Here is a 13,937-nt window from a genome sequence, read left to right as displayed (position 1 = left end):
GAGGTCGATTAATTATCCTGATTGAGCCATTGCATATATTCAGCGACGCCTTCGGCAACCGTCTTGAACGGTTGTTGATAGCCAGCAGCGCGGAGTTTTGTCAGATCTGCTTGAGTAAAACTCTGATAACGGCCTTTTAATTTTTCCGGAAAGTCGATGTATTCCACGGTTGGGGATTTTTCTTTATGGAATGTAATCACAGCATCTGCCACAGCCTGAAAAGATTCAGCGCGGCCTGTTCCACAGTTAAAAATGCCGGAAACGCCATTTTTCCAGAACCACAGATTGACAGCGGCAACATCACCGACATAGATAAAATCGCGGCGGAAATTCTCACTGCCAGTAAATAACTTCGGATTCTGTCCCTGGTGAATCTGGTTATTTAAATGGTAGGCGACACTCGCCATGCTGCCCTTATGCCCTTCGCGCGGCCCGTACACATTGAAATAACGGAAGCCGCAAATTTGGGAATCCGCGTGAGGCAAAATATCACGAACATATTGATCAAACAGGAACTTGGAGTAGCCATAAACATTGAGAGGTTTTTCATATTGGCGCTCTTCAATGAAATTGTCACTGCGGCCGCCATAAGTCGCCGCAGAAGAGGCGTACAGGAAGGGGATTTGGCGCTCAAGGCAGTAATGCAGCACATCTTTAGAGTACTGATAATTATTGTCCATCATATACTTACCATCCCATTCGGTTGTGGATGAGCAAGCCCCTTCATGGAAAATGGCATCAATAGCACCTAAATCGTCACCCGCCACGATGCTGGCGATGAAGTCTTCTTTATCTATATAATCGGTGATATCCAAATCAACCAAATTGACGAATTTTGTGCCATCTTTCAGGTTATCAACAACCAGAATATCCTTATAGCCTTCGTCATTCAGTGCTTTGACAATATTGCTGCCAATAAACCCTGCGCCACCAGTGACAATAATCATTTGGCCCACCTCTAAATAGTCAGTTCACTTTATACCCAATAGATGTCAAATTGCAGCGATAAAGCTGCAATTTGACATCTATTGGGTATATCTTTGCTGCGTATAATAGCACTTAACCCTACTGACGACAGCAGCTTAACCAGGGGAATGTCCTGAAATTTTGCTGTATGCCAGGCTCTGGGCCGTGATCAGCTTTACAAAGTTGATATTATCTTGCTCGTTATGTCGTCACTGGCAGGATCTATCAGTAAAATACACCACGCCTTTCACTTAGTTAGGGATTCAGGAGAGAAACATGTCAGCGTCGTTTTATCAGAAAATGAATGAGCAGTTGGAACAAACCCGCTCCGAAGGGTTATTCAAAAGTGAGCGTATTATCACTTCTGCTCAGCATGCCAATATTGCTGTTGCTGAGGGTCACCAAGTCGTTAATTTTTGTGCCAACAATTACTTAGGTTTGGCCAATCACCCTGACCTGATCGCGGCGGCAAAAGCAGGCATGGATAGCCACGGTTTTGGTATGGCATCCGTGCGTTTTATCTGTGGTACGCAAGATGCCCATAAAGAATTAGAAAATAAACTTGCTGAATTTTTGGGTATGGAAGACGCCATTCTGTACTCCTCGTGCTTTGATGCAAACGGCGGTCTGTTTGAAACCCTGTTTGGACCAGAAGATGCCATTATCTCTGATGCTTTGAACCATGCCTCCATCATTGATGGCATCCGTTTATGTAAAGCGAAACGTTACCGCTATGCCAATAATAACATGCAAGAATTAAGGACTCAGTTGGAAAAGGCAAAAGCGGAAGGTGCGCAAAATATCCTGATCGCAACTGACGGGGTATTTTCCATGGATGGTGTTATTGCTGACCTGAAATCCATCTGTGATTTAGCAGATGAATTTGGTGCATTGATCATGGTGGATGATTCACATGCAGTTGGCTTTGTTGGCAAGCACGGCCGTGGCACACATGAATATTGTGATGTTATGGGACGTATTGACATCATCACCGGTACGCTGGGTAAGGCTCTGGGGGGCGCATCGGGTGGTTATACTGCTGCGCGCAAAGAAGTGGTTGAATGGTTGCGCCAGCGTTCACGCCCCTATCTGTTCTCCAACTCACTGGCTCCAGCCATTGTCGCCGCATCGATCAAAGTGCTGGACATGCTGAAAAATGGTGATGATCTGCGTGAGCGTCTCTGGAAAAATGCGAACTTATTCCGTGAAAAAATGACAGCGGCAGGTTTCATTCTGGCGGGAGCAGACCATGCGATCATCCCTGTTATGTTGGGAGATGCGAAACTGGCGCAGGAATTCGCGGCGGAACTGTTGAAAGAAGGCATTTATGTGATTGGATTCTTTTATCCGGTTGTGCCAAAAGGTCAGGCCCGTATTCGAACCCAGATCTCAGCCGCCCATACTGAAGAGCAAATTGAACGTGTGGTGGCTGCATTTATCCGCATTGGCAAGCAATTGAATGTGATTGCTTAAGGTATCATTATGAAAGCCTTGTCCAAATTAAAGCCAGAAGAAGGTATCTGGATGACAGAAGTGCCCCCGCCAGAAATTGGGCACAACGATGTGATGATTAAAATCCGTAAAACGGCCATTTGTGGGACGGACGTTCACATCTATAACTGGGATGATTGGTCGCAAAAAACTATCCCTGTCCCGATGGTCGTCGGGCACGAATATGTTGGTGAAGTGGTTGCGATTGGTCAGGAAGTCAAAGGGTTCAAGATTGGTGATCGTGTATCCGGTGAAGGCCATATCACTTGCGGTCACTGTCGTAATTGTCGTGGTGGACGTACGCATTTATGTCGCAATACCACGGGTGTTGGTGTGAACCGTGAAGGTGCATTTGCTGAATATCTGGTTATTCCCGCATTTAATGCTTTTAAGATCCCAGACAATATACCCGATGAGCTGGCTGCGATTTTTGATCCATTTGGCAATGCGGTACACACTGCGCTGTCTTTTGATCTGGTGGGGGAAGATGTTCTGGTATCAGGCGCTGGCCCTATCGGGATTATGGCAGCTGCGGTATGTAAGCACGTCGGTGCGCGTCATGTCGTGATAACAGACGTCAATGAATATCGACTTGAGTTAGCTCGCAAAATAGGCGTTACCCGCGCGGTGAATGTCAGCAAAGAAAATCTGACTGATGTTATGGCAGAACTGGGAATGACAGAGGGTTTTGATGTTGGTTTGGAGATGTCAGGCGCTCCACCAGCGTTCCGTACTTTGCTCAATACCATGAACCACGGTGGACGTATTGCGCTGTTGGGTATCCCGCCTTCAGATATGGCAATAGATTGGAATCAGGTCATCTTTAAAGGATTATTTATCAAGGGAATCTATGGGCGTGAGATGTTCGAAACCTGGTACAAGATGGCGGCTTTGATCCAATCTGGTCTGGATTTGTCCCCGATTATCACTCACCAATTCTCGATTGATGATTACCAGAAAGGCTTTGATGTCATGCGCTCAGGGCAATCTGGCAAAGTTCTCTTAAATTGGGATTAAAAATTAGCACAGGCACCTTTGGCTTTTGGGTGCCTGTTTTATCCGCTTTTGGTGGCAATTGTGTTTTATTGGCAGCCTTGTTTTCCGTTGTTTGCTTTACTTCTGGCTTGCCTGAAATATTGGATGTTTTTTCTGCCATACGGGGAGTTGGGGAGGATCGTAATAGAAACCGCAACGGGCATTTGTAAGATCTTATTTTCTTCACTGACACGATACCAACATCATCAATGACGATGGTTAAACGTGCAGCCTGAGCATTTAGAGTCAACAGCAATGATGTGAAGAATAACAGTACCCAAGATAAAAGCGTGAATGCATTAACCTGATTTATCAATCGATACCGCATCTTCACCATTATTGCGTTCCTATCCTATTTCCCTAACCACGGTAATGGATTAACAGCCTGCCCTTGACGGCGGATTTCGAAGTACAGTGACGGCTGTTGTTGCCCGCCGCTGCTGCCAACCAATGCTATTGGCTGACCAGCCCGAACCTGTTGCCCGACACTAACCAATGTGCTCTGGTTGTAACCGTAAATGCTCATATCGCCTTTACCGTGTTCAATCACGACAACCAAGCCATAGCCTTGCAGCCAGTCTGCCAGCAATACACGTCCATCTGAGATTGCCCTGACTTCCGTCCCTTCCGTTGCCGAGATAACAACCCCTTTCCAGCGAAGCTCACCTTGTATCGCTTCGCCAAAGCTATGGATGACACGACCGCGTACTGGCCAGATTGCTTGCCCGGCAGGACGCCCAAGGCCACCCGTTCGTGCCATGAGAGCACGTTCTGCTTCTGTTGGTTTATAACTGGAACCTTTTTGTTGCGCTTGTTTCTGTTTAGCGGCAACCTGGGCACGAACACGAGCCGCTTCACGTGCTTCACGTTCAGCACGCGCTTTGGCTTCCCGTTCAGCTTTGGCAATTTTGTCTCTCAGTCTGGTTTCATTCTGCCGAAGCACAGCCAGGCTTTGTTGAACTTTTTTCAATGAAGATTCAAGAACCGTTAATGTCTTATGCCGCGCAGTGCGGGCAGTTTCCATCTTTTGCTTTTGCTGTTTTTGGCTAACCAGTATCGCTTTTTGTTCACTTTGTTTTTCTAGTTGCAGTTTTTTTTGCTGGTTGAGTTCTTCAGTTGTTTTTTGCAGTCTGGCAATAGTTTCCTGACGTGCCTGATTCAAGTAACTGTAATAGGCGAGAATACGTTCTTTGCGCTGATTTTCCTGCCCATTGAGCAACAATTCTAAACCTTGGTGATTTCCTTGCCGGAATGCGGCATCCAATTGGTTGGCAAGTAATTGTCGTTGCTCCTTTTGTTGCATTCGCAGGTGTTTGATATTGGCATTTAGCGATGACACGTCGTTTTCTAACTTATTCAGACGAGTTTGTGTCGTGTTCAGCGAACGTCCCACTTCTGAGATGGTACTTTCTTGTTCTTTTAATTGGTTAAGCAGATCTGTACGTTGTTTTTGTTGCTGTTTTACGCTTTCCTCTTTCTCGGCAATATTCTGTTGAATATCTTTGAGCTGATTTTTATTCTCTGAAATTGGATTGGCGAAAGTCTTTATACTGAAACTGAGAAAGGTGAACAACAAGGCACAGAGCTGTAACACTCTGATTTTATTTTGCAGTTTGTATTGCCTCTGCCGATTCTTACGGCTCCTGAGATCCTTATTTTCAGCCATCTTATTGGTTACCCTGCTGCTACATAGCGCCTGATTATTTCATGAGGAATTGCACCTGACCAGAGAACAGACTGTTTTTTATCATTAATATAAGTTTTAGTTAATTTAGTCTATTTATTGTCGAAAATCCTGCCTTGGTCCAGTGTTACATGAAATATTTTATTGATGCATTACAATCAAGTTGTTCTCGGTATGTTTTTAAATTTTTCTCGAAACTCTCCGCAAAATCTGCATTGGATTGATGCTAATTGGCTGTAATTGATGCAACACACAGGTATACTCTTCTACCTTAGATATTTGTTATTAACCAACGGGAGTTGTTGCCCTCCATGCTGCAAGAAATCATGCAATTTATTAGCCGGAACACGATCCTGAGCCTTGCCTGGATTGCATTGCTGGTGGCTGTCATTGTGATGACGGTAAAAAGCGTGTTCTCCAAGAGTAAAGATATCACCCGTGCTCAGGCTATCCATTTCATCAACAAGGAAGACGCTATCGTCGTGGATTTACGCTCCCGGGACGATTTCCGCAAAGGGCATATTATTGGTTCCGTTAACCTGACGCCATCTGAAATTAAAGACAATAATTTAGGTGAGTTGGAGAAACATAAAAAACAGCCTGTTATCGTCGTTTCAGCGAATGGGCTGGAATCCAGAACACCAGCGGAAAATCTGGTTCGTTTGGGCTTTGAGCAGGTCTATTCCCTGAAAGAAGGGGTTACTGGTTGGGCGGGGGAAAATTTGCCATTGGCTCGCGGCAAGAAATAACGAACTGAGGTGCAAGTGTCGCTTGCATTGTAGAAAAGTTTAGTAAGGACATCTGAAAAAGGTAAATATTATTATGTCAGAACAAAACAACACAGAAATGGCTTTCCAGATCCAGCGCATTTACACGAAAGATATTTCTTTCGAAGCACCAAAGGCCCCACAGATTTTCCAGCAGGATTGGCAGCCGGAAGTTAAATTGGATCTGGATACCGCTTCCAGTGAATTGGTTCAGGGAGTTTATGAAGTTGTTCTGCGCGTTACTGTCACGGCGACACTGGAAGAAGAAACTGCGTTTCTGTGTGAAGTCCAGCAGGCGGGGATTTTCTCTGTTGATGGTCTTGAAGGAACTCAGTTGGCACATTGCTTAGGTGCATATTGCCCGAACGTCCTGTTCCCATATGCCCGTGAGTGCATCACCAGCCTGGTTAGTCGTGGTACTTTCCCACAACTGAATCTGGCTCCTGTTAACTTCGATGCCCTGTTCATGAATTATCTGCAACAGCAGACTGAATCTCAGTCTAATGAGGCTGCACAGGAAGCCTGATGAATACCGCTTCTATGACAGTAATCGGTGCCGGCTCATACGGCACCGCTTTAGCGATTACGTTGGCTCGCAATGGGCATGATGTTGTGCTTTGGGGGCATAACCCTGCGCACGTCAATGCATTGCAACAAGCGCGCTGTAATCAGGCATTTTTACCGGATGTTTCTTTTCCTGACAGCTTATTGCTCGAATCCGATCTGAAAAGCGCTGTTTCAGCCAGTTGTAATATCCTGGTGGTGGTTCCCAGCCATGTTTTCGGCGATGTCTTACAGCAGATAAAACCATATTTACAACAGGATAACCGCATTGTTTGGGCAACCAAAGGGCTTGAAGCGGAAACCGGGCGTTTATTACAAGATGTCGCTCGTGAGATATTAGGCGATGAAATCCCCCTGGCCGTCGTTTCTGGCCCGACATTTGCGAAAGAGCTAGCAGCAGGTTTACCAACCGCGATTGCGGTTTCGGCCACAACACCTGAATTTGGTGAAGAACTGCAACAGTTTTTCCATTGCGGCAAAAGCTTCCGGGTTTATAAAAACCCAGATTTCATAGGAGTACAGCTCGGCGGGGCAATAAAAAATGTTATTGCAATTGGTGCAGGGATCTCTGATGGTATGGGATTTGGAGCCAATGCCCGCACGGCATTGATCACCCGAGGGTTGGCAGAGATGAGCCGCCTCGGAGTAGCATTGGGTGCTGATCCTTCTACATTTATGGGAATGGCTGGACTGGGTGACTTAGTTCTGACCTGCACTGATAACCAATCCCGCAACCGTCGCTTTGGCATGATGCTGGGAAAAGGTATCGGTGTTGATGAAGCGCAGAGTGAGATCGGGCAAGTGGTTGAAGGGTATCGCAACACTAAAGAAGTTCGTGCCTTGGCAAAACGAGCGGGTGTTGAAATGCCTATCACAGAGCAGATCTACCAGATACTATACTGCAATAAAAATGTGCTTGAGGCTGCCCAAACATTATTGGGAAGAGCGACAAGAGATGAGGGAGAAGGCTCTCACTCTTAAATAAATGAGAACACTGATATGTCGCGAGCAGAACTGAACGAAGTCTGGAAAAATATTAAAAACGAGGCGAGGGCGCTGGCAGACTGTGAACCCATGTTAGCCAGTTTCTTTCACGCGACACTACTCAAGCATGAAAATCTTGGTAGTGCCCTGAGCTACATGCTGGCAAATAAGCTGGCATCACCGATTATGCCCCCCATAGAAGTCAGAGAAGTCGTTGAAAATGCGTATCGCAGTGATCCCAAGATGATTGAATCGGCAGCACGTGATATCAAAGCTGTTCGATTGCGCGATCCGGCAGTAGATAAATATTCGACACCCTTACTCTATCTTAAAGGTTTCCATGCTCTGCAAGCCTACCGTATTGCTCACTGGTTATGGAAAGAAAATCGCAAGGCATTGGCGATTTATCTGCAAAACCAAGTCTCAGTTTCGTTTGGTGTCGATATCCATCCTGCCGCAAAGATTGGCTGCGGCATTATGCTAGATCACGCAACGGGCATTGTGATTGGTGAAACAGCGATTGTTGAAAACGATGTCTCCATCCTGCAATCCGTAACGCTTGGGGGAACAGGTAAAACTAGCGGAGATCGTCATCCGAAAGTACGTGAAGGGGTGATGATTGGCGCGGGTTCCAAAATACTCGGCAATATCGAAATTGGTCGAGGTGCGAAAATTGGGGCAGGGTCGGTTGTATTAAGATCAGTTCCACCTCATACCACAGTGGCAGGCGTACCGGCGAGGATTGTTGGTAAACCGGAAAGTGAGAAGCCATCGTTGGATATGAACCAACATTTTAATGGCATCAATAATGGATTTGAGAATGGGGATGGGATTTGAAATTCTGTTCTTTTCTTATGAGCATTAATAGATAGGACATTCAGCGCGGATTAGACGCTGAATGTCCTATTAATCTTAATCCCGCAATAACGCACCCGGATAACCCAGTTGCCGCCATGCTTCAAACACAACCACCGCAACAGTATTGGACAGATTCATGCTACGGCTATCTGGCAGCATGGGAATTCTGATTTTCTGTTCAGGCGGCATGTTATCTAGCACATAAGGCGGTAACCCACGGGTTTCCGGGCCGAACATCAAGTAATCACCATCACGATAACTCACATTACTGTGCGCCGGCGTACCTTTTGTAGTTAAGGCAAACAGACGCGCTCCAGAAGGGGATTGTGAATTGACGGAACTGAGTCCTTCACTTTCCAGGAACGCATTGTAATCGTGGTGTTGTTTGATATTGGCAAACTCATGGTAATCCAACCCCGCACGACGCAGGCGTTTGTCATCCCATGTGAAACCCAAAGGTTGAATGAGATGAAGCTGACAGCCTGTGTTGGCACACAGGCGGATGATGTTGCCTGTATTAGGCGGAATTTCTGGTTCGAATAGGACGATGTTTAGCATGGTGTTTCAAATGGGAAAATTATGATAGCTGTTTATTCGAGAATAGAAATTTATTTTTTAGTTGGATGCTTCTACTGATGATAGATGGTATTGGGAATAACAATCAATTATTTTAATAAGTCACATATCTCATCTTTAGGTTGGAATTCCAAAGGAGCATTTATCAATATTTCACGAATAGATTCTAAATCGCGTTTACAGCAAGCTGATTGAAGATGTTGAATTAACTCATTAAGTTCAGACCATTCTAGATAGATCTCATTTGCTGTCATGATTCTAGGATGGCTTGTTCCTGAAACATTGTTTCCTACCAGTAATTCTTCGTATAATTTCTCACCTGGACGAAGACCTGTGACTTTTATTTCTATGTCTCCATTTCGGTTATTCTCATCTTTGACTGTTAAACCTGAAAGGTTTACCATTTTAACTGCAAGATCATATATTCTTATTGATTCTCCCATATCCAATACAAAAACATCACCATTTACTCCCATAGCTCCTGCTTGAATAACTAGTTGAGCTGCCTCTGGGATTGTCATGAAATATCGAGTTATCTCTTTATGGGTAAGAGTGATTGGACCTCCGTTAGTTATTTGTTTCTCAAACAGAGGTACTACTGAGCCTGAAGAACCAAGTACATTTCCAAACCTTACCATGGAAAATTGGGTATGTTTATTCTGTTTAGCTAACGCTTGTAATATCAACTCAGCGAATCTTTTTGTTGCTCCCATTATATTTGTGGGACGAACTGCCTTATCTGTTGATATTAGGACGAATTTATCAACTTTTTTAGAAATAGCAGCTTGAGCAATAGCCAATGTACCAAATATGTTGTTTTGAATTCCTTCTATAGTATTTAATTCAACCAGAGGAACATGTTTATATGCTGCAGCATGATAAATGGTGTTAATATAATATTTGCTAATAATTTTATTTATTTTCTCTGAGTTCTTTATATCCCCTAATATAGGGATGATATTAACATTGAGTTTTTTTTCTTTGTTGATTTTTTGTAGTTCTCTTTCTATTGAATAAAGAGCATATTCTGTTAATTCAAATAGAATTAAAAAATTCGGTTTTTGTTTAATAATTTGACGGCACAATTCAGAGCCAATTGAACCACCCGCTCCAGATACAAAAACATTTTTATTTAAAATGTTTTTGGATAATAATTCTGGTAATGGAGATACCTGTTCCCTACCTAAAAGGTCATCTATAGATACTCTTCTTAGAGTATCAATTTGAGCTGTACCATCTACCAATTCATTGAAATTTGGGATTGTTAGTATTTCGCAATGCGTTGGTTGTAGTGTATCTATAATACTTTTTCTTTCAGCAATAGATGCACTGGGGAGGGCAAGTAATATTTTTTTTACTTTATATTTTTCTACTAGATTAATAACTGAGTCAGATGAATAAACAATGATTCCTTGAATACTTAAATTTTTCAGTTTAAGATTGTCATCAATAAAAGCTACTGGCTCTAATTCGCGGTGTTCTCTCAATATGGGTAATAATTGTCTTCCTGATTCCCCTGCTCCATATATAATGACGGGGATTCCCTTGTTCATTATATAATTACGGAGTGTTCTGTAAAAAAATCTAGTTCCACACAAGAAAATAACTAAAAAAGAAAAATAGATAATTGGAACAGTTCTTGGTAAAAAAGCCTGCTGGTATGAAGAAAATGCTATTAAAATTAGAGATGATAAAAATGAACCAATAACAGCATACTTTAAAATACTCATATTAACATATCTTAATATCGCTCGGTAAAATCCTAATCTAATAAATATAAAGAGTGTACATGGTATTGTTAGGCTAATTACAGACCAATGTAATAAACTATTAATGGGAACTTCTCTATCTAAACGTAGCCACATGCTGATCCAATATGAAGAAACTATCATCATAATATCAGCAATCATTAATAAAAGTGTTTTTAGTAACCTTTCTTTGTTGAAAAGAAGTCTCTTGCTCATGAATGTTACCTGAAAATTATTTTATATATAGTTTTAAAAATTATTTTAATATCAAGACAAAATGATTGCTGTTTAACATAATCTAGATAATATTTGGCCTTGAGAGGCATAATTATATCAATGTAAGCTTGATGGGGATTAGGATATTGAGACAATATTTCATTTTCATCTATCATTTCTATAGATGCCAGATCTGTTATACCTGGTTTTACTGACAATATTTTTGATCTCATCTCTAGAGGATATTTACCCATAAATTCAGGTACTTCAGGCCTAGGACCAACTAAACTCATTTTTCCTTGAATAACATCAATAAGTTGGGCTAATTCATCTAGTTTATATTTTCTGATAAATTTTCCAGAGTTGGTTATGCGAGAATCATTACCAATTGTAAGTTGTCCTTTTTGTTCGGAGTTTAATGTCATACTTCTAAATTTATGAATATAAAATGGCTTTTCATATTGCCCAATACGTTTTTGACGAAAAAAAATGGGCCCTTTCGAGTCCATTTTTATCCATATAGCGATACATATTAATATAGGAGATAAAGCAATTATACCTAGAAAAGATGAAATGAAATCGAAAAGCCTTTTAAAATTTATGTATATAGGTTTCATTTATTCTAAAATCTCTTTTATTGCATTTATTACTCTAATTTGATCGTTTTTTGTCATTTTTGTATATAAAGGAATAGAAACTATTCTATGGAAATTCTTTTCTGCGACAGGAAAATTTTCCTCACATAATAAATAAGTATCTTTCCAAACAGGGTGTTTATGGAGGGGAATAAAGTGAACTGAGCAGCCTATATTTTTTTCAGCCATTTTTATAATAAAGTCATCTCTTGATATTTTGACTTCATCTTTTAAGCGGATGGGGTATAAATGCCAAGCATGTTGATTATCTGAGTTGAAAGGTTTAGTAGGTAATATTAATGGTAAATCTTTAAGTTCTTCATCATAAAACTTTGCCATTTGTTCTCTTTTTTTCTGAAAGAGATCAATTTTCTTTAGCTGATGGATTCCAATTGCAGCACAAATATCAGGCATATTATATTTAAATCCTGGTTCTATAACCTCATAGTACCAAGCAGGAGTTTTGGATTGGTATCGATCAAATGCATCTTTGCTGATACCGTGAAGGCGCATAACTTTAGCTCTTTTTATGATTTCTGGATTACGAGAGACTAACATACCACCTTCAGCCGTGGTCATTGTTTTATTGGCATAAAAACTAAAGACAGTAACGTCTGTATCTAATGTACCTATTTTTTTTCCATTGTAGATAGTTGGAAATGCATGAGCAGCATCCTCAACAATTTTTAGGTTAAATTCTTTAGCGATAGAGATGATTTCATCCATATCACAAGATAGGCCTGCAAAATGTACAGGAATAATTGCTTTTGTTTTGGAGGTTATTGCTTTTCTGATAGCTTTAGGATCAATATTAAGAGAATCAGGAAGGGAATCAACAAAAACAGGATTTGCACCTAAATAGCGAACCACTTCGGCAGTCGCTGTAAAGGTATAGGTCGGAACTATAACTTCATCTTCAGGTTTAATGCCTATTGCCTCTAGGGCTAAATGTAGGCCCGCAGTAGCTGAATTAACAGCAATAGCTTCAACATTATCACCTAAATAGCTAGCAAAATCTTGTTCGAATTTTTTTGCTTTAGGGCCAGTTGTAATCCAACCATGCTTTAATGAATCTACAACTTCATTAATTTCTTCTTCACTAATTTCAGGTAATGCGAAAGGAAGGAATTTGTTGTTCATAGTTTTTTCATCACTTGTAAAAATTTATTAGCTAACATGGAATAGGTATGGTGATTTAGAACATAATTTCTACCATTTTTTCCCATTTGTTGTCTTTCTTCCAGAGTATATTCACTTAATTTAATTAAGCCTTCAGCAATAGCTTTAGATGATTCTGCTTCTACAGTTAGCCCACAAGCAGCTTCTGTAATGGGATCATTTCCGGCTTCAATGGAACTTAAAATAACATTTTCAGCCATCATATAATCCATTAGTTTATTGAAAGATATACCAAAACGATAAATAGGTGTTTTATGAGCTCCCATGTAACTGATATCAAATAATGCCAGGAGATCTGGTATTTGCTTTTTAGTTATAGGATCAAAGAAAGTAATATTTTCCAAATTTAATGATCTTGAATATTCTATAAGGTTATTTTTTTCTAAACCTGAACCAACCAGAATAAAGTGGAATGGCTTTTCTCTTAATAAATTAGCTGCTTCTATTAAAAATTCTAGTGCATTAGGTACACCATGGGAACCAGAATAGCCAACTATTGTGTAGCCTTTACTTTTTAAGAGCTGTATTTTCGAACTAATATCATTAGGTATTTTATCGTAGTTACCATTTTCCCAGTCAGAACATACAATGCCATTGGGAATAATGTGTAATTTATTTATATCTAATCCATGCTCTATAACATGTTGGTGAACTTTAGGTAATATAGATATAACAGCATCTGAATAATTATATGCACTATTCTCAGCATATTGACATAAAACCATAAATGGATGCTTTGGAGACATTCCTCCTAATTCTATAGGAGATAAAGGCCACAGGTCATGAATCTCAAATATTAATTTTGCTTTATGTTTTTTTGCCAAATATTTTGCCACCCAAATATCTAGCGGATATGTACTAGAAGCTATTATTATGTCCGGTTTTATTTTATTAATGATTTTTTTATTAGACAGAATAATTTGTAATAAAAAAGAAAAAATATTGATTAGACGAAGTATTCCGTTTTCTTTATATTTGTTGGTTGGATACCAGATATACTGTATACCATCAATTTTTTCTTCTTTAATTGTATTTTTTACATTAGGTTGCTTTGAGCGTACATGAGAGAATGAAGATGCTAATATAGCTGTTTTATGTCCATTTTTTAACCATTCCTTTGCTAAATAGTACGGCCTAAATTCCATTCCATAATAAGGATTTCCAGCATAATGGTTAATGTATAATATGTTCATAATATATTTATATCTCTCTGATTTTTTGCTGAATTACCAGT

At 40.8% G+C, this 13,937-nt stretch carries 13 protein-coding genes and 1 pseudogene; 6 read left to right on the top strand and 8 right to left on the bottom strand.

Annotated elements, in window-relative coordinates:
- Positions 1-8: 8 nt before the first annotated feature.
- Positions 9-947 carry an ADP-glyceromanno-heptose 6-epimerase gene (gene rfaD / locus ABLA76_RS07375; protein WP_348987433.1) on the bottom strand — a complete coding sequence of 313 codons (939 nt, stop codon included), beginning with the start codon at positions 945-947 and terminating at the stop codon, positions 9-11.
- A 295-nt stretch (positions 948-1,242) separates the two neighbouring features.
- Between rfaD and kbl the strand changes: the two genes are divergently transcribed.
- On the top strand, positions 1,243-2,439 hold the full coding sequence (kbl, locus tag ABLA76_RS07370) for a glycine C-acetyltransferase (RefSeq protein ID WP_348987432.1): 1,197 nt from the start codon (positions 1,243-1,245) through the stop codon (positions 2,437-2,439).
- A 9-nt stretch (positions 2,440-2,448) separates the two neighbouring features.
- The gene (gene tdh, locus ABLA76_RS07365) at positions 2,449-3,474 is read left to right on the top strand and encodes an L-threonine 3-dehydrogenase (RefSeq protein ID WP_348987431.1); all 1,026 of its coding nucleotides are present in this window, start codon (positions 2,449-2,451) and stop codon (positions 3,472-3,474) included.
- A gap of 128 nt (positions 3,475-3,602) precedes the next feature.
- Here tdh and ABLA76_RS07360 read toward each other — a convergent pair.
- A pseudogene (locus tag ABLA76_RS07360) lies at positions 3,603-3,829 on the bottom strand (divergent polysaccharide deacetylase family protein); the annotation flags it as partial.
- A gap of 15 nt (positions 3,830-3,844) precedes the next feature.
- Positions 3,845-5,158, bottom strand: coding sequence for a murein hydrolase activator EnvC (gene envC, locus ABLA76_RS07355; protein WP_348987430.1), 1,314 nt, complete (start codon positions 5,156-5,158; stop codon positions 3,845-3,847).
- 329 nt (positions 5,159-5,487) lie between these two features.
- Between envC and ABLA76_RS07350 the strand changes: the two genes are divergently transcribed.
- From ABLA76_RS07350 to cysE, 4 genes are all read left to right on the top strand, one after another.
- Complete coding sequence (locus tag ABLA76_RS07350) at positions 5,488-5,925, top strand: rhodanese-like domain-containing protein (RefSeq protein ID WP_348987429.1); 438 nt, start codon at positions 5,488-5,490, stop codon at positions 5,923-5,925.
- A gap of 73 nt (positions 5,926-5,998) precedes the next feature.
- Positions 5,999-6,469, top strand: coding sequence for a protein-export chaperone SecB (gene secB / locus ABLA76_RS07345; RefSeq protein WP_047771586.1), 471 nt, complete (start codon positions 5,999-6,001; stop codon positions 6,467-6,469).
- Positions 6,469-7,488: an NAD(P)H-dependent glycerol-3-phosphate dehydrogenase gene (gene gpsA, locus ABLA76_RS07340; protein ID WP_348987428.1), complete on the top strand. Its 1,020-nt coding sequence runs from the start codon at positions 6,469-6,471 to the stop codon at positions 7,486-7,488. Before secB ends, gpsA begins: the two co-directional genes overlap by 1 nt.
- Before the next feature lie 18 nt (positions 7,489-7,506).
- Positions 7,507-8,328 (top strand): serine O-acetyltransferase, encoded by an 822-nt coding sequence (gene cysE, locus ABLA76_RS07335; RefSeq protein WP_047771589.1) that lies wholly within the window; start codon positions 7,507-7,509, stop codon positions 8,326-8,328.
- Between the two features lie 75 nt (positions 8,329-8,403).
- Here cysE and trmL read toward each other — a convergent pair whose 3' ends face one another.
- The 5 genes from trmL to ABLA76_RS07310 form a co-directional block, all read right to left on the bottom strand.
- Positions 8,404-8,907 carry a tRNA (uridine(34)/cytosine(34)/5-carboxymethylaminomethyluridine(34)-2'-O)-methyltransferase TrmL gene (gene trmL / locus ABLA76_RS07330; RefSeq protein ID WP_348987427.1) on the bottom strand — a complete coding sequence of 168 codons (504 nt, stop codon included), beginning with the start codon at positions 8,905-8,907 and terminating at the stop codon, positions 8,404-8,406.
- Positions 8,908-9,014: 107 nt separating this feature from the next.
- The gene (locus ABLA76_RS07325) at positions 9,015-10,889 is read right to left on the bottom strand and encodes a nucleoside-diphosphate sugar epimerase/dehydratase (protein WP_348987426.1); all 1,875 of its coding nucleotides are present in this window, start codon (positions 10,887-10,889) and stop codon (positions 9,015-9,017) included.
- Positions 10,890-10,894: 5 nt separating this feature from the next.
- Positions 10,895-11,506: a sugar transferase gene (locus ABLA76_RS07320; RefSeq protein WP_348987425.1), complete on the bottom strand. Its 612-nt coding sequence runs from the start codon at positions 11,504-11,506 to the stop codon at positions 10,895-10,897.
- Positions 11,507-12,664 carry a DegT/DnrJ/EryC1/StrS aminotransferase family protein gene (locus ABLA76_RS07315; RefSeq protein ID WP_348987424.1) on the bottom strand — a complete coding sequence of 386 codons (1,158 nt, stop codon included), beginning with the start codon at positions 12,662-12,664 and terminating at the stop codon, positions 11,507-11,509.
- Positions 12,661-13,896 (bottom strand): glycosyltransferase family 4 protein, encoded by a 1,236-nt coding sequence (locus ABLA76_RS07310; RefSeq protein WP_348987423.1) that lies wholly within the window; start codon positions 13,894-13,896, stop codon positions 12,661-12,663. The genes ABLA76_RS07315 and ABLA76_RS07310 overlap by 4 nt, the downstream gene beginning before the upstream one ends.
- Positions 13,897-13,937 lie beyond the last annotated feature (41 nt).

The sequence above is a fragment of the Xenorhabdus sp. SGI240 genome, from assembly GCF_040081915.1.
In the GTDB taxonomy this organism is placed as follows: domain Bacteria; phylum Pseudomonadota; class Gammaproteobacteria; order Enterobacterales; family Enterobacteriaceae; genus Xenorhabdus; species Xenorhabdus bakwenae.
The sequence above is the reverse complement of the archived record's forward strand: the minus strand, read 5'-3'. Positions and strand labels throughout refer to the sequence as shown.

What these genes read in the sequence shown, in the direction of transcription:
- rfaD (WP_348987433.1), bottom strand. Translation starts at nt 947, where the DNA reads ATGATTATTGTCACTGGTGGCGCAGGGTTTATTGGCAGCAATATTGTC.
- kbl (WP_348987432.1), top strand. Translation starts at nt 1,243, where the DNA reads ATGTCAGCGTCGTTTTATCAGAAAATGAATGAGCAGTTGGAACAAACC.
- tdh (WP_348987431.1), top strand. Translation starts at nt 2,449, where the DNA reads ATGAAAGCCTTGTCCAAATTAAAGCCAGAAGAAGGTATCTGGATGACA.
- envC (WP_348987430.1), bottom strand. Translation starts at nt 5,158, where the DNA reads ATGGCTGAAAATAAGGATCTCAGGAGCCGTAAGAATCGGCAGAGGCAA.
- ABLA76_RS07350 (WP_348987429.1), top strand. Translation starts at nt 5,488, where the DNA reads ATGCTGCAAGAAATCATGCAATTTATTAGCCGGAACACGATCCTGAGC.
- secB (WP_047771586.1), top strand. Translation starts at nt 5,999, where the DNA reads ATGTCAGAACAAAACAACACAGAAATGGCTTTCCAGATCCAGCGCATT.
- gpsA (WP_348987428.1), top strand. Translation starts at nt 6,469, where the DNA reads ATGAATACCGCTTCTATGACAGTAATCGGTGCCGGCTCATACGGCACC.
- cysE (WP_047771589.1), top strand. Translation starts at nt 7,507, where the DNA reads ATGTCGCGAGCAGAACTGAACGAAGTCTGGAAAAATATTAAAAACGAG.
- trmL (WP_348987427.1), bottom strand. Translation starts at nt 8,907, where the DNA reads ATGCTAAACATCGTCCTATTCGAACCAGAAATTCCGCCTAATACAGGC.
- ABLA76_RS07325 (WP_348987426.1), bottom strand. Translation starts at nt 10,889, where the DNA reads ATGAGCAAGAGACTTCTTTTCAACAAAGAAAGGTTACTAAAAACACTT.
- ABLA76_RS07320 (WP_348987425.1), bottom strand. Translation starts at nt 11,506, where the DNA reads ATGAAACCTATATACATAAATTTTAAAAGGCTTTTCGATTTCATTTCA.
- ABLA76_RS07315 (WP_348987424.1), bottom strand. Translation starts at nt 12,664, where the DNA reads ATGAACAACAAATTCCTTCCTTTCGCATTACCTGAAATTAGTGAAGAA.
- ABLA76_RS07310 (WP_348987423.1), bottom strand. Translation starts at nt 13,896, where the DNA reads ATGAACATATTATACATTAACCATTATGCTGGAAATCCTTATTATGGA.